General features: G+C 62.2%; 16 protein-coding genes. 9 read left to right on the forward strand and 7 right to left on the reverse strand.

The features are described 5' to 3' along the window. The first annotated feature begins 76 nt into the window (after positions 1-76). Entirely contained in the window at positions 77-850 is a 774-nt protein-coding gene (locus NMA58_RS29155; protein WP_434714586.1) for a hypothetical protein, read from the forward strand. A gap of 62 nt (positions 851-912) precedes the next feature. On the opposite strand, the gene NMA58_RS29160 is transcribed toward NMA58_RS29155, so the two are convergent. The 5 genes from NMA58_RS29160 to NMA58_RS29180 all read right to left on the reverse strand — a co-directional run bounded on the left by NMA58_RS29160 (position 913) and on the right by NMA58_RS29180 (position 5,268). Then, positions 913-1,659 carry a FadR/GntR family transcriptional regulator gene (locus tag NMA58_RS29160; protein ID WP_430958930.1) on the reverse strand — a complete coding sequence of 249 codons (747 nt, stop codon included), beginning with the start codon at positions 1,657-1,659 and terminating at the stop codon, positions 913-915. A 125-nt stretch (positions 1,660-1,784) separates the two neighbouring features. Continuing rightward, on the reverse strand, positions 1,785-2,549 hold the full coding sequence (gene kduD / locus NMA58_RS29165) for a 2-dehydro-3-deoxy-D-gluconate 5-dehydrogenase KduD (protein ID WP_430958931.1): 765 nt from the start codon (positions 2,547-2,549) through the stop codon (positions 1,785-1,787). After that, entirely contained in the window at positions 2,546-3,382 is an 837-nt protein-coding gene (gene kduI / locus NMA58_RS29170) for a 5-dehydro-4-deoxy-D-glucuronate isomerase (protein ID WP_430958932.1), read from the reverse strand. Before kduI ends, kduD begins: the two co-directional genes overlap by 4 nt. A gap of 601 nt (positions 3,383-3,983) precedes the next feature. Next, a complete protein-coding gene (locus tag NMA58_RS29175) occupies positions 3,984-4,130 on the reverse strand; it encodes a DUF1127 domain-containing protein (protein ID WP_085781186.1) in 147 nt (48 codons plus the stop codon). A 163-nt stretch (positions 4,131-4,293) separates the two neighbouring features. Next, positions 4,294-5,268, reverse strand: a complete 975-nt coding sequence (locus tag NMA58_RS29180) for a 3'-5' exonuclease (protein ID WP_434714587.1) — start codon at positions 5,266-5,268, stop codon at positions 4,294-4,296. 118 nt (positions 5,269-5,386) lie between these two features. Here NMA58_RS29180 and NMA58_RS29185 point away from each other — a divergent pair, with 118 nt between their 5' ends. Beyond that, positions 5,387-6,655, forward strand: a complete 1,269-nt coding sequence (locus tag NMA58_RS29185) for a flavin monoamine oxidase family protein (RefSeq protein ID WP_434714588.1) — start codon at positions 5,387-5,389, stop codon at positions 6,653-6,655. Between the two features lie 209 nt (positions 6,656-6,864). Next, positions 6,865-7,896 carry an aldo/keto reductase gene (locus NMA58_RS29190; RefSeq protein ID WP_434714589.1) on the forward strand — a complete coding sequence of 344 codons (1,032 nt, stop codon included), beginning with the start codon at positions 6,865-6,867 and terminating at the stop codon, positions 7,894-7,896. A gap of 70 nt (positions 7,897-7,966) precedes the next feature. Here the strand turns inward: NMA58_RS29190 and NMA58_RS29195 are convergent, their stop codons facing one another. Next, positions 7,967-8,821, reverse strand: coding sequence for a helix-turn-helix transcriptional regulator (locus NMA58_RS29195; RefSeq protein WP_085781190.1), 855 nt, complete (start codon positions 8,819-8,821; stop codon positions 7,967-7,969). 193 nt (positions 8,822-9,014) lie between these two features. Here NMA58_RS29195 and NMA58_RS29200 point away from each other — a divergent pair, with 193 nt between their 5' ends. The 5 genes from NMA58_RS29200 (at position 9,015) to NMA58_RS29220 (ending at position 13,856) form a co-directional block, all read left to right on the forward strand. After that, on the forward strand, positions 9,015-10,124 hold the full coding sequence (locus NMA58_RS29200; protein WP_434714590.1) for an ABC transporter ATP-binding protein: 1,110 nt from the start codon (positions 9,015-9,017) through the stop codon (positions 10,122-10,124). A 37-nt stretch (positions 10,125-10,161) separates the two neighbouring features. Then, positions 10,162-11,322 carry an ABC transporter substrate-binding protein gene (locus NMA58_RS29205; RefSeq protein ID WP_085781192.1) on the forward strand — a complete coding sequence of 387 codons (1,161 nt, stop codon included), beginning with the start codon at positions 10,162-10,164 and terminating at the stop codon, positions 11,320-11,322. An 83-nt stretch (positions 11,323-11,405) separates the two neighbouring features. Then, a complete protein-coding gene (locus NMA58_RS29210) occupies positions 11,406-12,272 on the forward strand; it encodes an ABC transporter permease (RefSeq protein WP_434714592.1) in 867 nt (288 codons plus the stop codon). Beyond that, complete coding sequence (locus NMA58_RS29215) at positions 12,272-13,081, forward strand: ABC transporter permease (RefSeq protein ID WP_064707422.1); 810 nt, start codon at positions 12,272-12,274, stop codon at positions 13,079-13,081. The genes NMA58_RS29210 and NMA58_RS29215 overlap by 1 nt, the downstream gene beginning before the upstream one ends. 13 nt (positions 13,082-13,094) lie before the next feature. Continuing rightward, positions 13,095-13,856 carry an SDR family NAD(P)-dependent oxidoreductase gene (locus tag NMA58_RS29220; protein WP_183702024.1) on the forward strand — a complete coding sequence of 254 codons (762 nt, stop codon included), beginning with the start codon at positions 13,095-13,097 and terminating at the stop codon, positions 13,854-13,856. 130 nt (positions 13,857-13,986) lie between these two features. Here NMA58_RS29220 and NMA58_RS29225 read toward each other — a convergent pair whose 3' ends face one another. Beyond that, a complete protein-coding gene (locus NMA58_RS29225; RefSeq protein ID WP_434714594.1) occupies positions 13,987-15,771 on the reverse strand; it encodes an amino acid permease in 1,785 nt (594 codons plus the stop codon). Positions 15,772-16,020: 249 nt separating this feature from the next. Between NMA58_RS29225 and NMA58_RS29230 the strand changes: the two genes are divergently transcribed. Beyond that, the gene (locus NMA58_RS29230; protein WP_434714595.1) at positions 16,021-18,390 is read left to right on the forward strand and encodes a DUF1989 domain-containing protein; all 2,370 of its coding nucleotides are present in this window, start codon (positions 16,021-16,023) and stop codon (positions 18,388-18,390) included. The last annotated feature ends 25 nt before the right edge of the window (positions 18,391-18,415 follow it).

Consider the following 18,415-nt stretch of genomic DNA (forward strand, 5'->3'; position numbering starts at 1 on the left):
GAGAAAGTCCTATGTGGCCCGTGTTCCTCTCTGCAGCTCGTGGGATTCCGCGCCGCTCCGAGCAACAGGGTTTCTTATGATAGGCAACCCCTCACAAAGCAAAATCTTGAAACACACCGCACGATCCGATGCAGAAAAAGCGCGTATTTGTGCCGCTAACAATGCAGACCTCTATCAGGCGGTTTTCCGTGCCCACGGACTGCCTGATCAACGAACCAGCGCGTTTTGGTCAAGCGACGCGATCGCACCGCCATACTATTCCAACATGACAACACTCGACCCGAATGCAACGGAGGAGCAACTGGTTGAAATCGGTCGGCTGACAGATCGGCTAGGAGGGCGCCCTGGTCTTAAAGACGGGTTTTCCAGGCTCGACCTCGTCAACAAAGGGTTCCGGTTGTTGTTTTCCGCATCGTGGATTTGGGCTGAACCTCACAGAATTTCTGCGCCTGCGCCGCAAGATTGGGCACGCATTCGCGACGCGGCTGCCCTGGAACACTGGGAACATTCGTGGAAACAGTCAGGCAGCCCCACAGATGCCAAGGTCTTCACACTGGCTCTGCTTTTCGATCCCGACATCCATATCTACGGCCGATGTGCCGGCGGCGGCTTTGATGCGGGCTGCATCGTAAATCGATCACCCGAGGCTGTCGGGATCTCCAACATCTTTAGCTTGGCTGGCACGCCGCAGGTCTTCCGGGATGCCGTCTCGTTGGCCACTGTCGCCTTTTCACCCGAGCTGCCGCTTGTCGGATACGATCGTGATGAAGCACTAGACGCAATGACAAAATTGGGTTTCAAGCCGGTCGGCCAATTGCGGATTTGGCTATCTGATGAGGACGGCCTGTAACGCTTTTCTTCATTTGCGTTGTTCAGCGGGAAAATCACGCAAGGCCTTCAAGATGTGAACGTTCAGGACGGGCCAGTCGCGTCGCGCAGTTCTTCGAAGCGGGCGGCACTCTTCGACAGATGGCTGCGGATGGCGCGCCGCGCGGCAGGTTCGTTGCCGTCGCGGATCGCCGAGAAAATGGCGTGGTGTTCCCTGCGCATGCGAGCGGCATGGCGCTTGCGCTCCGCAGCCGTCATCTTGTCCAAGCGTGCCCATTGCCGCGGCACCATGATATTGCCGAACGTGTCGAAGAGGCGGCCGTAGTAGGAATTCTGCGTCGCGACCAGGATCGACCGGTGGAAGGCGTAATCCTCCTCTGCGCCGTATCCGCCCTCTTCGAGCGCCCTGTCCAGAGCATCGAGCCGGTCCTGCATCCGGTCGATATCTTCCTGCGTGCGCCGCAGCGCCGCAAGACCGGCCGCCTCGTATTCGACCCCCATGCGCAGCTCCAGCACCCGCAGAACCTCATCGATCGACTGCAGGTCATTCGGAATGATGGAGAAGGATCTCGGTGTCGGATCGTCCGAGACGAAAGCCCCGAGGCCCTGATGCGTTGTGATCAGTCCTTTGGCGCGCAGGGTGGCGAGTGCCTCGCGCACGATCGTGCGGCTGACGCCAGTCGCCGCCATGATCGCCTGTTCGGTGGGAAGGCGCTGGCCGGGCTTGAGGTCGCCGGACTCGATCTGCGCCGTCAGCGTATCGGCAAGGTTGCTGCGCAGGTTCGACGGCTGGCGAATGGTGCTGAAAAGCGCGTTGTCCTTGTCCGTCATTCCTTGTCGAATCCTGCCTGTCGGGCGGCTGCGCCGGCCGTTATGCTTTTGCTAGCGCATGCCGGCCGGAAAGGCAAAAGACGACGCGAGTCACGACAGCTGTGAACCGTGAGATGGCGAAGCGATCACCGCGCCAGCCAGCCACCGTCGACGGGCAGCACCGTCCCGTGCACGTAATCCGATGCGGGCGATGCCAGGAATACGGCAGCACCGCCAAGTTCGGACGGCGTTCCCCAGCGTCCCGCCGGAATACGGGCCAGGATGGCGGCGTTGCGATCGGGATCCTCACGCAGCGCCGTCGTGTTGTTGGTGACGAAGTAACCGGGCGCGATGGCATTGACGTTGACGCCTTTGCCGGCCCATTCGCAGGCGAGCAGCTTTGTCAGCCCGGCAAGGCCGCTTTTGGAGGCGGTATAGGAGGGGATGCGAATGCCGCCCTGGAAGGAGAGCAGCGAGGCGATGTTGATGATTTTGCCCCTGCCCTTCTCGACCATGTGGCGGCCGGCCGCCTGCGACAGGAAGAAGGCCGTCTTCAGATTGACGTCGATCACTGCGTCCCAATCTTCCTCGGTGAAGTCGAGCGCATCGGCACGGCGGATGATGCCGGCATTGTTGACGAGAATGTCGAGGCCGCCGAAGGTCTCGATGGTCTCGGCGACGATCCCCTTGACCGGCTCGATGGTGCCGAGATCAGCCTTGATGACGTGGAAGCGGCTTCCTGCCTGCTTCACCAGCGCCTCGGTTTCATCCATCGAGGAGCGGCCGACGGCAACGATCGACGCACCGGCCTCGGCCAGGGCGGCCGCGATCGCCTGGCCGATGCCGGTATTGGCGCCGGTGACGACGGCGGTCCTGCCGGAAAGGTCGAAGGGATTTGCCACGGCGCTCACCTCAGATCCGCGATGGCGATGTGATCCATGTCGGTGAAGCTCTTGTTGTCGCCGGCCATCGCCCAGATGAAGCTGTAGTTCTTGGTGCCGGCGCCCGAATGGATCGACCAGGGCGGCGAGATGACCGCCTGCTCGTTGGCGACAAGCATATGGCGGGTCTGCTGCGGTTCGCCCATGAAGTGGAAGACGCGCTGTTCGGCTTCGAGATCGAAATAGAGATAGGCTTCCATGCGCCGGTCATGCGTGTGGGCCGGCATGGTGTTCCAGACGCTGCCCGCCTCGATCATGGTGAAGCCGAGCGTGAGCTGGCAGGACTGGCAGACATCAGGGTGGATGAACTGATAGATCGACCGCTTGTTGGCCGTCGCAGCCTCGCCCGGCGTCAGGTGACGGGCCTTTTCGCGGGTGAGCAATACGGTCGGATGCGACTGATGCGCAGGCGTCGAGACCAGGTAGAATTTTGCCGGATTGGCGGCATCGGCGCTCTCGAACCTGATATCCTTGGCACCCTTGCCGGCATAAAGGCAATCATACTTGGCGAGGTCGTAGCTTGTGCCGTCGACGATGATGCGGCCGGCGCCGCCGATGTTCAGCGCACCAAGCTCACGTTCGGCGAGGAAGGTTTCCTGGCCGATCGCCGTCGGCGCCGTCAGCGTCAGCCCGGCGCCGAGCGGTGTGGCGCCGCCGATGACCATGCGGTCGTAATGGGAATAGGTGAGCCGGATCTCGCCGCCTTCGAAGATGGTTTCCACCAGAAAGTGACGCCGCAGCGTCTCCGTGTCAAAATTGCGCACGGCCTCGGGATGGGAGGCGTGCCTCACGTCGATCTGCATGTCAATTTTCCTTCAGCTTCGTTGTCGTCAGGCGTTGTCGCTCGCGGCGCCGTCTCGTCCGGCGTTTTCCGCTGCGGCGGTATCCATCCGGTTACATAGTTGTACGACAAGTTTGGTGTCAACAGCTTTGTCCGGCCTCGCTTGAGGAGACGCGATGCCGCAAGAACACCAAAGCAACTGGGTGGAGAGACTGCCGGAGATGATGGCGCCATGTCCAAGCGATGAGCGCAAACGGCCGTTCAAGGCGCGGTCGGCTATTCCCTTCGCCAAAACGAAAAAGCCTGCCGCGGGAGGAGGTGCGGCAGGCTTTCGGAAAAACCGAACGACAGCTGGGAGGAGGAGTGCTGTCGTTCCCACAGGCGACTCTGGGAGGAGGATGAGGCGCCTGCATCGCCGAAAGGATGCGGGAGGAGGTGCATCCTTCGATTGATATAATCATACTTATTTTCTGCTCAGATGATAGGCATTTCTTTGCAGGGCAGCTATGCGTTATGCGAAAAGCGGGCAGCTCGCCATCTGACGGGTAAGTGCAAAAAGCAAAGCGCCCGCTCGGGAGGAAGCAGGCGCTGTGCAAGTCTCGAAATGGTGGTCTGTCCGGCCGTTAGCGGGCGATGGCTGCGCGCGCAACGTTGCGGATGTCGCCGCGGCCGATGCCGAGGTCGTCCAGTTCGCGGTTGGACATACGGCCCAGTTCAGCGACCGTCTGACGGTACTTGCGCCAATTGTTGAAAGAGCGTGCTACGTTCATGATGATCCCCTTTCCGTGGGCTTTCGAAGCCTAGCTGCCAGTCCTTGGCGCTTTGTTTGCTTCGATGCGCTGTATATAATACGGGACCCTCGGTTGTTGCAGCGTCAATGCATCACTGCACCTATGCGACAACTGCATGGGTTCTACAGGGCAGCGGCCGACGTCAGGCTTTGAAGCGGTCGAAGGCCGTCAGCCGGACGAGCGGCGGATCGGCCTCCCACCGGTAGATTTCCGACCGCAGAAAGGAAAGCTCGTCACCGAGATCGTCTTCGCCGACTTCGATCCACCAGGATTTCAGGCGGCCATCGCTTCCGTCGGACCAGCGGTAGCCCCTTGCCTTCAGATGATCCTTCATCTCGAATGGGCTGTGTTCGGCAAAGATGCGGATGCGGCAGCGCTGGCTGGCGCGGTACAGCTCGGCGAATGGGCTTTCACCGTCGCCTTGCTGTCGATCGAGAATCTCCAGGAGCGCGTGGCAATCGTCCACCGCGCGGTGGCCTTCGTGGAAATAACCCGCCTGGCCGACGAGATAACCGAGCTTCGTGCCCTCGAAGCCGCGGGCGCTCCAGTCGATCTCCGAAACCGAGCACGCCCAGGCCTTGCCGGCGAAAATGGGTGAGAAGGCCTCGCAGAACGGCCGGTCGAACCCGGCATTGTGGGCAATGATGAGGTCCGCCGGTTCGATCAGGGCACTCAGTGAGGCCATGTCGATGACCTGTCCTTCGACCATGGCGTCGGTAATCCCGGTCAGCCTGGTAATGTCGGGCGGGATCGGCCTGGAGGGCTGCTGCAGGCCGCCATAGATGCTGACCACATCGCCGACCGCGCCGTCATCGTTGAAGGTGAAGGCGACGGCGCCGATTTCGATGATCTCGTCGCTGCGGTGATTGAGGCCCGTTGTCTCGGTATCGAGGATGACGCCGAGCCGCGAAAATCCAGGCTGTCTCGCCGCCGCGACCGGCCGGGCGGCGAGTTTTCTCAGGATCCGGTAATTGCCGCTCTCCTCGAGTGCGCGCGCCATGTCTTCAGCGGAGGGGGCCGGCGGTGACGGCCGCCGGCGCGATGGGCCGCGTGCTTCGACCATTGCGGGCGATGCCTTGGCAAACATGTCGAGTTGCGAATCTCTGTGCACGCTCATCGAACTTGTATGTCACGGAGGCGCGGGCGAATCCATCGCCCGCGGCGCGCTATGCCCAGCCCCTTGCCTTTCACGGACAGGAAAGTTTAGCTGAGCGCCAGCGGCTGAAGGAGAATCCATGCCTCGTGACGACATTATGGACGCCGACGAAGACGTCGTCATCATCGGCGCCGGTGCTTCCGGTATTGCCGCTGCCCGCCGCCTGCTGGCAATTCGTCCCGGTCTTTCCGTCCTCATGCTCGAAGCCGGCAACCGTCTCGGTGGCCGGGCCTGGACAGTCGGACTGCCCGGAACCGGCGATGTGGGTTTCGATCTCGGTTGCGGATGGCTGCACGGGGCGCGGACCAATGCCTGGACGGAGATTGCCGGTGAGATCGGTCTGACGGTCGACCGCTCGCCGGCACCCTGGAACGGCGGGCGGCGGCTTCAGCGGGATGATGCGGAGATCCAGGCCGCGCAGCAGGCGATCGGCGCTTATTTCGAACGCCTCGAAAGCCATGAAGGCATGGATAGCGACCTGGCAGCAGAGCTCCAGCCGGACGGTCGCTGGAACGGCCAGATCCGGGCGATCGGCACTTACATCACCGGCGCAGAATTGGAGCGCTCGTCGATCGCCGACTACAACAGGTATGATCCGGGCGCCGGTCCCGACTGGCGTGTGCGGCAGGGCTACGGAACATTGATCGCGCTTTATGGTGCGCCGCTCCGGACAAGGCTTGGCGTCGAAGCAAGAGGAGTCGACCACCGCCATGCCGGCCGTATCAGCATCGAGACAAGCGAGGGAACGATCACCGCCCGGACTGTGATTGTCACCGTGTCGACGAACGTGCTTGCCGCCGGCAGGATCGCCTTCGATCCTCCCCTGCCCGACAAGATCGAAGCGGCAGCTCGTTTGCCGCTGGGGCTTGCCGACAAGCTCTTCCTCGGCCTCGCCGATCCGGAGGCAATGCCGGCGGATACGCATATGCTCGGCTCGACCAGTCGCGGTGCGACCGGCACCTATCAGCTGCGGCCGTTCGGCGCGCCAGTCGTCGAAGCCTATTTTGCCGGCGATCTCGCGCATGATCTGGAGCGGGCGGGAGCGGAGGCTGCCTTCTCCTTCGCCGCGGACGAGCTGGCGGCACAATTCGGCGCCGACATCCGCAAGCAGCTGTCGATGGCGGCGGTCTCGGCTTGGGCCGCGACGCCTCATATCGGCGGTTCCTATTCCTATGCGGAACCCGGCGCCTCCGATCTGCGCGGGGTCCTTGCCGCACCGCATGACGGGCGGATTTTCTTTGCCGGCGAAGCCTGTTCGCGCGCCCGTTATTCGACGGCACATGGCGCCTATGAGACCGGTGTTGCCGCCGCCGATCTGATCGCTGCTCTGTTTCGGCAAAATCCGTAAACGTTGTCGGAAATATTTTTTCCCACTTGTCGCACGGGCGGGATTGGCTATTCTGCTCTCGCCCCCGCGCTACCCCAGCTTGGGGCGCTATACCTCATCCGGCGGCAGAGGCCGCTTCAAGCACGATATTGTCATTGATTGCAGGAGCCCCGGCTTCTACCCCGACGATTTTGCGCGTCGGCCGCGGGTATCCGCATGAGGAGGAAGACATGGATTATCGCAAGCTCGGTCCGAGCGGGACCGTCGTCACCGCCTATTGCCTCGGCACCATGACCTTTGGCGCGGAGGCCGACGAAGCGGCCTCGCACAAGCTGCTCGACGATTATTTCGCCTGGGGCGGCAATTTCATCGACACCGCCGACGTCTACAGTGCCGGCACGTCGGAAGAGATCATCGGCCGCTGGCTGAAGGCGCGCCCGACTGAGGCCCGCCAGGCGATCGTCGCCACCAAGGGGCGTTTTCCGATGGGCAACGGACCCAACGATATCGGCCTGTCGCGCCGGCATCTCGGCCAGGCGCTCGACGACTCGCTGCGCCGCCTCGGCCTCGAGCAGATCGACCTCTACCAGATGCATGCCTGGGACGCGCTGACGCCGATCGAAGAGACGCTGCGCTTCCTCGACGATGCGGTTTCATCAGGCAAGATCGGCTATTACGGCTTCTCCAATTATGTCGGCTGGCATATCGCCAAGGCTTCGGAGATCGCCAAGGCGCGGGGTTATACCCGTCCGGTGACGCTGCAGCCGCAATACAGCCTGTTGGCGCGCGACATCGAGCTCGAAATCGTCGCGGCCTGCCAGGATGCCGGCATGGGTCTCTTGCCGTGGTCGCCGCTCGGCGGCGGCTGGCTCACCGGCAAGTACAAGCGGGACGAGATGCCGACCGGCGCCACCCGCCTTGGCGAGAACCCCAATCGCGGTAGCGAATCCTATGCGCCGCGCAACGCTCAGGAACGCACCTGGGCGATCATCGGCGCGGTCGAGGAGATCGCCAGAGCCCGCGGCGTCAGCATGGCGCAGGTGGCGCTCGCCTGGACGGCGGCGCAGCCGGCCGTGACCTCGGTCATCCTCGGCGCCCGCACCCCCGAACAGCTCGCCGACAATCTCGGCGCGATGAAGGTCGAACTCTCCAAGGAGGAGATGGCGAAGCTCAACGAGGTCAGCGCCCCGCAACCTCTGGACTATCCCTACGGCAAGGGCGGCATCAACCAGCGCCACCGCAAGATCGAAGGCGGCCGCTGAGCCCTCCGGCCGCAACTGAACGAAGCCTGTCTGCTTCATGCCGAAGCGGACAGGCCGTCGGGGTCGAGGCTTATCGACTCGTGCTTTGGGCTGCTGGTCGGTCGCCCGTGCTGCCGATCGTCTTCAGGTAGATCGATAAAAGCTGCGTCTGCGAGGAGATGCCGAGCTTGCGGTAGACGTTGCGGCGATGGACCTTCACCGTGCCCGTCGAGATGTTGAGCCTGAGGCCGATCGATTCCGAGGAATGTCCCTGCAATACCAGATCGACGATCGCGGTTTCGCGGCTCGTCAACTTGAGGTCGCGCCAGACAGTGTCGGCCGGCTGCAGCGCCTGCGCCGCCGCACCGCTTTTCCTCCCCTTTCGCAAGCCGGCATCGCGTTGCGCGTCGAAGCGGGCGCCGAGCCGCGGCCAGAAATGCCGGACAAGGCTCGCCACCAAAGGTTCGGCCTTTTTCAGAAGCGCGAATTCAGCCGGCGGAAACGGGCCGGTCTTTTCCCGGCGCATCAGCGACAGCACGACGGTGATATCGTCGTCGAGTGTCACGAAGAAGCCGATCTCCTCGGCAAGTCCCGTCTGGACATAATAGCTCCGGTAATATTCGCTGGAGAAGAAGCGGTCAGGCGCCAGCTCGCGCATGCGGAAGACGCCCGGGCGGCGCGCGCGGGCAGTATGGTAAAATGGATCGAGCAGGTACGGACCAACCTGATAGAGGGTGACGAAAACGACGTTTTCCTCTGGATCGAAGGTGCTGTAGAGATCAATCGGCCGTTCCTTGCCGCGATAGGCAAAAACCACGACATAATCGAAGCGCACCAGCGCCGCCATCATCCGGCGGAACGTCTCACCAAACTCCGCATCCGCCATGGCGGGCTTTCCGACGGTGACGTCGAAAGCCTGAAACAGCGCCTCGAGATCAATGCTCATCGATAGCCTCTCCAAACCGTCTCAGCAGGAATACGCTAAGTTTCATATACACCTTCCACGAAGAGATGTGAGGCAGAATACCTCTTTCGGGGTATATACCGCGCCGACGGCCCTGGCTTACTGTTTCCCCAACGACGGTGGCAAAAAGGCAGCGCTAGACTGCCCATACCAACCAACCGCAGGGAACAGACGCGTGGCATCCGCTTCGACGAACGATATCGAATTCCGTTCGGTCACCAAGAATTATGGCGCGGTGACCGCCGTGACCGACATAAATCTGAATGTACCGAAGGGGGCTTTTCTCGCTCTGCTCGGCCCTTCCGGCTGCGGCAAGACGACGTGTCTGCGCATGATCGGCGGCTTTGAGCAGCCGAGCGAGGGCGCCGTGCTGATCGACGGGCGGGAGATGAACGGCGTTCCGGCCTATCGCCGCCCCGTCAACATGGTCTTCCAGCATTATGCCCTGTTTCCGCATTTCAACGTCGAACAGAACGTCGCCTATGGCTTGCGGCAGATGCGGCCAAGGATTGCGGCGGCCGAGATCAATCGCCGCGCGGCAGAAGCGCTCGAGATGGTGCGGCTTGGCGGTTTCGCCAAGCGGCGCATCCACGAGATGTCCGGCGGCCAGCAGCAGCGGGTGGCCTTGGCGCGCGCGATCGTCAACCGGCCTTCGGTGCTGCTGCTTGACGAGCCGCTGGCCGCGCTCGACAAGAAGCTGCGCTCGGCCATGCAGATCGAATTGCAGACGTTGCAGCGCGAACTCGGCATCACCTTCGTGCTCGTCACCCACGATCAGGAAGAAGCGCTGTCGATGGCGGACGTCGTCTGCGTCATGAGCGCCGGGCGCATTCGTCAGCTCGGTACGCCGCAAGAGGTCTACGACCGCCCGGCCGATCTTTTCGTCGCCGATTTCGTCGGCAAGACCAACCGGATCGGTGCGACGATGGAAACCGGTGGCACGACGCTGCGCCTCGGCGACGGTTCGGCGCTTGCAGCCATTGCCCGCCCTGGCCTTGCGACGGACGACGTGATCGTTGCGATCCGTCCCGAGGCGATCCGGCTGACGCGGGCTGCGGTCGGCAGCACGTCCTTTGCCGGCACGGTCACGCACCGCATCTTCCTCGGCTCCTCGGCCGAATATGCCGTCACTGTTCCGGGTCTCGGCGATTTCCTCGTCACCGCCGACCGGCGCAGCATGAATGAGAGCGATCTGGTCGAGCCAGGTGAAGCGGTTTTCCTCGGCTTCGATCCCGATATGGCTCACGTTTTTCCAGGCGAGGTTTCTTCACCCCAAGTTTCATAAGCATCGAATGCATAAACCAGAACAAGGGAACAGCATCATGAGCAAGGACTACAAGGATCATCTGCCTATTACGCCTGAAGGCTTCATGGACGAGTTCATGCGCCTGAAGCGCGGCTCCGTCAGCCGCCGCCACTTCCTCGGCGTCACCGGCCTCGGGCTTGCGACCGCCGTGCTGTCGCGTTTCCCGGGTGCCCTGTCGACGCCCGCCTACGCCGAGGACCTCGGGACCCAGATGTCGATCGCCACCTGGCCGAATTACCACGACCCTGCGACCTTCGAGAATTTCAAGGCGGCGACCGGCGTTGCCGTCGAGGTCAACGTCTTCGGCTCCAACGAGGAAATGCTGGCCAAGCTCCAGGCGGGCGCCTCCGGCTGGTCACTCTTCGTGCCGACCAACTACACGATCTCCACCTACCACAAGCTCGGCCTGATCGACGAACTCGATCTCTCCAAGATCCCGAATTTCAGCCAAGCGACGGAAAATCCGCGCTTCACCAAGGAAGGCATGATCGACGGCAAGACCTATGCCGTGCCGAAGAACTGGGGTACGACCGGGTTCTCGGTCAATACCGCGAAGATCAAGACCAAGCTTTCGAGCTGGAAGGACTTCTTTGACATCGCCCAGACGGAAGCCGACGGTCGCGCGATGGTGCACGACTATCAGTTGACGACGATCGGCAGCGCGCTGGTGTCGCTCGGCTACGATTTCAATTCGATCAAGGCGGACGAACTCGCCAAGGCCGAGGAACTGCTGATTAAAGTCAAACCGCACCTTTTCGCCATCAACAGCGACTACCAACCGGCCATGCGCGCCACCGACGCCTGGCTCACCATGTGCTGGACCAATGACGGAGCGCAGCTCAACCGAGACGTTCCCGAGATCGCCTATGTGCTTGGCACCGACGGCGGCGAAATCTGGACCGACTATTACGCAATCCCGAAGGACGCGCCGAACAAGGCGGCGGGTTACGCGCTGCTCAACTACCTCATGGATCCGGCCAATGCCGTCAAGGAGCACGTCGCTAATGGTGCACCGACGACTGACAGCCGGGTCATCGCGCTGCTGCCGAAGGAGATCACGGCGAACAAGATCGTCTATCCGGACGAGGCTTCATTGACGCCGCTGGAATTCGGCGCGGCGGTGACGTTGACCGATCCAGGCCGAGCGGAGCTGATGGCGCGTTTCAAGTCGGCTTGATCGCCGTTCCCAACTCCGGCCCCACCGCCTTGGCGCGAGGGGGCCGGTCTCGTGCCTAGAATCGGCGGATAAAGAACCTTTCGATGCCTTTTGCTCCTGAAACCAATCGGCGCCTTGTCACCGCGGCTCTTGTCAGTCCGGCCAGCATCTGGCTGTTCGTGTTCCTGGTGCTGCCCTTCATCGCCATCATCGTCTTTGCCTTCGGCGAGCGGGCGCCCGAAGGTGGTTATCAGGCGGCTTTTACCTTTGCGCAGTTTGCCAATCTTGGTTCGCGCGCCGCAGCCTTCAAGAACACGCTGATCCTTGCGCCGATCGGCGCCTTCGCCTGCCTGCTCGTCGCCTATCCGGTTGCTTATTACCTCGCCGTCAAGGCGAGCGCCAAATACCGGCTGCTGCTGGTCTCCCTCGTCGTCGTGCCCTTCTGGACGAGCCTTCTCGTGCGCACCTACGCCTGGATGTACATCTTGGGCGCCCGCGGCATTCCGCATCTCTTGGAGATGGTCGGCATCGAAAATGTCAGGCTGCTGAACACACCGGGCGCCGTGCTGCTCGGCATCGTCTACGGCTACCTGCCGCTGATGATCATGCCGATCTATGTCAGCCTCGAAAAGCTCGACCGCCGCCTTCTGGAGGGCTCCGCCGATCTCGGCGCGCGGCCGCTTTCGACCTTTTTCGGCATCACGCTGCCGCTGTCGCTTCCTGGCGTGATGACCGGCATCGCCCTCGTCACCATCCTGCTGCTCGGCGAATATCTGATCCCGCAGTTGCTTGGCGGCGGCAAAGTCTTCTTCATCGGCAATGCGCTGGTCGATCTCTTCCTGCAGTCGCGCAACTGGCCGTTCGGCTCTGCGATCGCCGTCACTCTCGTCGTTGTCGTCGTCATCGTGCTGTTGATTGCCATGCGCATCGCCTGGCGCGTTGCCGGTACCCGCCAAGTGGATCTCGTCTGATGCGCGCGCTGGTCACCGCAGTCTACCTGTTCCTCTATACGCCGATCGCGCTTGTCGTGCTGTTCTCCTTTAATGCCGGCCGCAATGCCAGCGATTTCACCGGCTTCTCGACGCAATGGTATGGCAAGGCGCTTGCCAACACCTTCCTGATGGAAGCGCTGCAGAACAGCCTGACCATCGCCTTTACCAGTGCCGGGCTGGCGGCCATTTTCGGCACGATGGCGGCGATCGGCATGGAGCGGCTCGGCGCCCGGGCGCGAGCGGTCTTCGACGGGCTGTTCGCTGCGGCGATCGTCGTTCCCGGCGTCGTCATCGGAATTGCGACGCTGGTGGCGCTGGTCGAGGTCTTCGGCTTCGTCAATCCGCTGATTGCCGCCGTCTGGCCAGGCGAACAGGCGCCGAAGCTATCACTCGGCTACGGCTCGATCATCGCCGCCCATGGGCTCTTCACCATGGCGCTGGTGACAATGATCGTCAAAGCACGCATCGCCAGCCTCGGCCGTGACATCGTCGAAGCATCGAGCGATCTCTACGCCACGCCTTTCACCACTTTTCGCCAGATTGTGCTGCCGCAGATCCTGCCGTCAATCCTGGCCGGCTTTCTGCTCGCCTTCACCTTCTCCTTTGACGATTTCATCATCGCCTTTTTCGTCGCAGGTTCGAACACGACACTGCCGATTTATGTCTTCGCCTCGATCCGTCGTGGCGTGACGCCGGAGATCAACGCCATCGCCACGATGGTGCTTGTCGCATCGCTGGGACTAATCCTCATCGCGCGCTTTCTGATGCGCGAGAAAACAACAAACTGAACGGGAAACACCAATGATTCTTGAAAATCGCGTCGCGATCGTCACCGGAGCGGGCTCGGGCATCGGCCAGGCCGGCGCGCAGATCATGGCAGGAGAAGGTGCTTTCGTCGTCGTGGCCGACCTGAATGCCGCCAGTGCCGCCGAAACCGTCGGCCGGATTGAGGCCGCCGGCGGCAGGGCTGAGTGCCTTGTTCTCGACGTCACCGACGACACGGCACTCGAAGCCGGCATCGCTGCGGTCGCCGAACGTCACGGCCGGATAGACATCCTCCACAATCACGCCGGCGCACAGGTGGCGGGCGATCTGGAGCAGGTCGCTGTCGAGGGTTTCGACAGGTCCTGGAGCCTGAATGTCCGAGCGCATTTCATGGCGGCTCGCTTCGTCATGCCGCTGATGAAGAAGGCGGGCCGCGGCGTCATCCTCAACACCTCTTCCTCGTCGGGCGTACTCTACGATCGCGAGATGATCGCCTATACGACGACAAAACATGCGGTCATCGCGATGACCCGGCAGATGGCCGGCGACTACGCCAGGTTCGGCATCCGCGTCAACGCGCTCTGCCCGGGCTGGGTGGATACGCCGTTCAACGAACCCTTCATCGCCCAGATGGGCGGCCGCGGCGCGATCGAGGCCTATGTCGCCGAGAAGGTGCCGCTCGGACGCTGGGCTGATGTCTCTGAAATCGCCGAGCCCATTCTCTTCCTGGTCTCGGACCGTTCGTCCTACATGACCGGGCAGATTCTCGTCGTCGACGGCGGCGAGACCATTGTCTGACGGTGGTGGAATGGGTTTGCCCCTAGGTCGGATCGGCTGACCCTCATCGGATCAAATCAAGGAATCAGCGCATGAAAAAGCCGCCATGTTTCCATGGCGGCTTGGCGGCTTTTCTGCTTGGGAGGCGATTTTAAGCCGGAAGCTGAAAGAACCAGTTGGCGAAAAGGACGATTGCCAGGCCGCCGACAAGTGCGAGATAGGGCAGCATGCCGGCTTTCTTGACGCCGAGATCCTGGCCGATGAGGCCGAGATCCTCCATCGCGCCTGCCGGGAACTTGCCGCCGTCGCGGACATAGTGGCGATAGGCGAAGACCGGCAGGATCAGGGCGGCGAAGATGAAGCCGACCCAGAGCGCATTGGAGTAACCCCAGACCTTGGCGCCGGCGCCGAGGAAGAGCGCGTTGACAAAGGCGAGCACGGTGTTGAGGCCGATCAGCCAGCTCGGCGCCTTCCAGGGGCGTTCGATATGGCCGGAATCTATCCGGTGGATCCAGCCGGAATTGAGGTTCAGGAAATTGAAGATGATGTAGCCGACATTCGAGACGGCAAGCACGAAGAAATAGCCGCCGGCATCCGAAGCGATCGCCAGAAGGAAGAGGTTGAAGGCGAAGTCGGTCCACATGGCCCGCGTCGGGGCGCCGTGCTCGTTGGCATGGTCGAGATATTTCGGCAGCCAGCCGTCCTTCGAACCCTGGTAGAGCGTGCGCGACGAACCTGCCATCGCCGTCATGATGGCGAGGAAGAGCGCCAGGATCATCAATACGACGAGCAACTGGGTGATCACCCGGCCGGCGCCGATCAGGCCGCCAAGCGCTTCGGCGACGCCCGTGCCGTCGACGATGCCGGGAGCCAGCATGCCGGCATGGCCGAGAACGCCCTGGAAGGCGAAGGGCACCAGGAAGAAGAACAGGCAGCAGGCCAGACCGGAATAGAAGATTGCCTTGAAGGTGTCGGTCTTCGGGTTCTTCAGTTCGCGGGTGTAGCAGACGGCCGTCTCGAAGCCGTAGGTCGACCAGGCGGCGATATAAAGGCCGCCGAGAAAGAGCGTCCAGCCGCCATTGCTCCAGGTGCCGTCGCTGGCGGCATAGGCCGCCGTTGGCGGCACGAGGCCGGTGACGTTGGTGGAAACGATCTGGCCGCTGATGATCGGATAGAGGCCGATGATCAGCAGCGGCACCAGCACGATGATAGCCAGCCATTTCTGCACGCTTGCCGTTTCCGAGATGCCGCGATGCTGGATCGCAAAGATGATCAGCATCAGGATGCCGCCGATGAAAAAGGTGGCATTGATGTTGGCAGTGGCGAGGTAGGGAATGCTGAAGCTTGCGAGCGACCAGGTGCGGATCGCCGGCGTCAGAGCCGCCACACCATCGGCGCCGAGCAGCGCCTTGACGGCGTCATCAGGCGTCGTGCCGGCATGGGCTGCGATATATTCGGCGACGCGGGGGCTGTCGGCCGTCACGGAAGCGGCATGTGCTGCGATCCAGTCGAGGACGATCTGCGAATCCGCCGCCGGAATCGGGAAGAATGCATTGAGAATGTAGCCGGCGGCGATGGCGCAGCCGAGCGAAAGCACCGGCGACCAGGCAAACCAGTTGCACCAGACCGACAGCGGCGCGATGAATTTCGAATAGCGCAGCCAGGCAGTGGCGCCGTAGACGGAGGCCCCGCCGGATTTGTTGCCGAACATGCCGGCGATCTCGGCATAGGTGAAGGATTGCAGGAAACCCATCACCATCGAGATGATCCAGACGACGAAGGCGAGCTTGCCCGTCGTGCCTGCGATGCCGCCGATGGAGAAGAGAACGAGCGGCGGCACGCCCGCAGCCACCCAGAATGCGCCCTTCCAGTCGAGCGCGCGTATAAGCTTACCTTCGGTGCCGGATGCAATTCCGGCCTCCACAATATCTGTCATCGGTGAAATTCCCCATTCGATTGTTCCGGACGTATCTCTGTACGTCTCCCTGAACGTGTCTCCCTGACCGTCTCAAGCCCGCTCGGATGATTTTGGCGATCCGCGCTCCCGACGGATTCTCCGAGTCTGAACTCTTGATGCATAGTGAAGATATTTTCTTTTTAGTCAATATCCCTTTACTTTCCACAGGCATTTTGTAACCTGTATGGGTGCATGCCGAAGGGCATGCCGATCCCCCAAGAGGGTAGAATGCGAGAACTTCATCCTGTCATGCCAAGCCCCCGAACGGTCGTTCCGAGCCTTGTCCATTATCCCGGTATTCCAGCTCTGCCGGAGGGCACTGAACGTTATAGAGCGAAGGGCGGGGGATCGGTCGTTGTGCGCGTCGAGACGGGCGACCGCGTGAGCGTCATCGACAGCGAAGGCGGGCAGATTTGCGAGCTCTCGTTCCTTGACGAAAAGGGTCGCTTCCAGGCTGCTGGTCTCGGAACGGCATTCAGCAGTTCCGCCGAGGGTTTGAAGACCATTCTTCAGGCGGAGGATGAGAGTGCTGCCCGCATGCGCGCGGCACTTCAGCGGCGCGGCGCCGATCTGGCAACGGCCGGAGCGCTCCGCATCTTCGGGGCAGGATCGACGCCGGGCAGCCGGGCGGAGTTCACGATTGCCATGAAGGGCCTGCTGATCGTTGCGGCACCCGCCGGCGCCATGTCGCCGGAGGCGCAGGATACGGCGACGCCGATCGAGATTAGGATCAAGCGCAGCCTCTTGATCCGCGATTACACCTCGGCTCTGCCGGAGCCGGTCGCCGATCCGATCGAGGATATCCGCATCCGGGCGGCGAGTGCCGCCGCCTATTTCGTGCGCGCCGGCGAATTCATCCAGATCATCGACGTCTATGGGCGCCAGTGCACCGATTTCCAGGCCTTTGCCGCACGGAAGATCGATAAGGGTCTCGATCTCGCGCTCGATTCGACCGTCACCCGCACGCTGCTCGGCCGCAGTTATCCCACGCCCGGCCTGCCATCAAAGGCCTTCGATCGCGACTTCGAGCCGCTGGTCGAGATCGTCCAGGATACGGTCGGCCGCCACGACGCTTTCGCGACCGCCTGCAATTCACGCTATTACGACGACATGGGTTATCCCGGCCACGTCAACTGCACGGATAATTTCAACGCGGCGCTGGCGCCTTACGGCATTGCCGGGCGCAAGGGCTGGGAAGCGCTGAACTATTTCTACAACACCAATATCGACCACAACAACCAGCTCTATCTCGACGAGCCCTGGTCGCGTCCCGGCGACTACGTGCTGATGCGGGCGCTGACCGATCTCGTCTGTGTCTCATCGTCCTGCCCCGACGATATCGATGCGGCGAACGGCTGGGATCCGACGGATATCCACGTCCGCACCTTTTCCGGAAAAGAGAAATTCTCACGAGCGGTAGCCTATCGCATGACACCAGATGCCGAAGCCGAACTGACGCGCGAAACCGCCTTCCATCCCCGCCTCTCGGCGTTGACGCGAGACTATACGGAATATCGCGGCTACTGGCTGCCGAACCGCTTCTCGTCGGAAGGTCCGGTCGAGGAATACTGGGCCTGCCGCGAGCGCGCCGCCGTCATCGATCTCTCGCCCTTGCGGAAGTTCGAGGTGACGGGTCCGGACGCCGAGGAACTGCTGCAATACTGCCTGACGCGCGACGTGCGCAAACTTTCGACCGGCCAGGTCGTTTATTCCGCGATGTGCTACGAACATGGCGGCATGACCGATGACGGCACGCTCTTCAGGCTCGGCGACAAGAACTTCCGCTGGATCGGCGGCGATGATTTCAGCGGCATTTGGCTGCGTCAGCAAGCCGAGAAGAAGGGTTTCAAGGCCTGGGTTCGATCATCGACTGACCAGCTGCACAATATTGCGCTGCAAGGCCCCAGGAGCCGCGATATCCTGAAGGAAATCATCTGGACGGCGCCGCGCCAGCCCGCGATCGGCGAGCTCGAATGGTTCCGCTTCACGGTCGGTCGCATCGGCGGATTCGAGGGCGCCCCGGTGGTGATCTCGCGCACGGGCTATACCGGCGAGCTCGGCTACGAGATCTTCTGTCATCCGAAGGATGCGCTGACGGTGTTCGATGCCGTCTGGGAGGCAGGCCAACCGCACGGGCTGAAGCCGATGGGGCTGGAGGCGCTCGACATGGTCCGCATCGAGGCGGGCCTGATCTTCGCCCATCACGAATTCACCGACCAGACGGATCCGTTCGAGGCCGGCATCGGCTTCACCGTGCCGCTGAAATCCAAGCAGGACGATTTCATCGGCCGCGAGGCGCTGATCCGACGCAAGGAGCACCCGCGCTATCTGCTCGTCGGCCTCGACATCCAGGCCAACGAGGCGGTCGGCCATGGTGACTGCATCCATGTCGGCCGCGCCCAGGTCGGTGTCGTCACCAGCGCCACGCGCTCGCCTGTTCTCGGCAAGACGATCGCGCTCGCCCGCATCGACGTGATGCATGTAAGCCCGGGCACTGAAGTCGAGATCGGCAAGCTCGATGGCCACCAGAAGCGGCTGCCGGCGACAATCGTGCCGCTGTCGCATTACGACCCGCAGAAGACGCGGCCGCGCTCGTAACGCCTACTTCGCGGAACAGGAGACG

The sequence above is a fragment of the Rhizobium sp. YTUHZ045 genome (assembly GCF_051124255.1).
In the GTDB taxonomy this organism is placed as follows: domain Bacteria; phylum Pseudomonadota; class Alphaproteobacteria; order Rhizobiales; family Rhizobiaceae; genus Rhizobium.

What these genes read in the sequence shown, in the direction of transcription:
- NMA58_RS29215 (WP_064707422.1), top strand. Translation starts at nt 12,272, where the DNA reads ATGCGCGCGCTGGTCACCGCAGTCTACCTGTTCCTCTATACGCCGATC.
- NMA58_RS29230 (WP_434714595.1), top strand. Translation starts at nt 16,021, where the DNA reads ATGCGAGAACTTCATCCTGTCATGCCAAGCCCCCGAACGGTCGTTCCG.
- NMA58_RS29195 (WP_085781190.1), bottom strand. Translation starts at nt 8,821, where the DNA reads ATGAGCATTGATCTCGAGGCGCTGTTTCAGGCTTTCGACGTCACCGTC.
- NMA58_RS29155 (WP_434714586.1), top strand. Translation starts at nt 77, where the DNA reads ATGATAGGCAACCCCTCACAAAGCAAAATCTTGAAACACACCGCACGA.
- NMA58_RS29205 (WP_085781192.1), top strand. Translation starts at nt 10,162, where the DNA reads ATGAGCAAGGACTACAAGGATCATCTGCCTATTACGCCTGAAGGCTTC.
- kduI (WP_430958932.1), bottom strand. Translation starts at nt 3,382, where the DNA reads ATGCAGATCGACGTGAGGCACGCCTCCCATCCCGAGGCCGTGCGCAAT.
- NMA58_RS29185 (WP_434714588.1), top strand. Translation starts at nt 5,387, where the DNA reads ATGCCTCGTGACGACATTATGGACGCCGACGAAGACGTCGTCATCATC.
- NMA58_RS29210 (WP_434714592.1), top strand. Translation starts at nt 11,406, where the DNA reads ATGCCTTTTGCTCCTGAAACCAATCGGCGCCTTGTCACCGCGGCTCTT.
- NMA58_RS29190 (WP_434714589.1), top strand. Translation starts at nt 6,865, where the DNA reads ATGGATTATCGCAAGCTCGGTCCGAGCGGGACCGTCGTCACCGCCTAT.
- NMA58_RS29220 (WP_183702024.1), top strand. Translation starts at nt 13,095, where the DNA reads ATGATTCTTGAAAATCGCGTCGCGATCGTCACCGGAGCGGGCTCGGGC.
- NMA58_RS29225 (WP_434714594.1), bottom strand. Translation starts at nt 15,771, where the DNA reads ATGACAGATATTGTGGAGGCCGGAATTGCATCCGGCACCGAAGGTAAG.
- NMA58_RS29160 (WP_430958930.1), bottom strand. Translation starts at nt 1,659, where the DNA reads ATGACGGACAAGGACAACGCGCTTTTCAGCACCATTCGCCAGCCGTCG.
- NMA58_RS29180 (WP_434714587.1), bottom strand. Translation starts at nt 5,268, where the DNA reads ATGAGCGTGCACAGAGATTCGCAACTCGACATGTTTGCCAAGGCATCG.
- NMA58_RS29175 (WP_085781186.1), bottom strand. Translation starts at nt 4,130, where the DNA reads ATGAACGTAGCACGCTCTTTCAACAATTGGCGCAAGTACCGTCAGACG.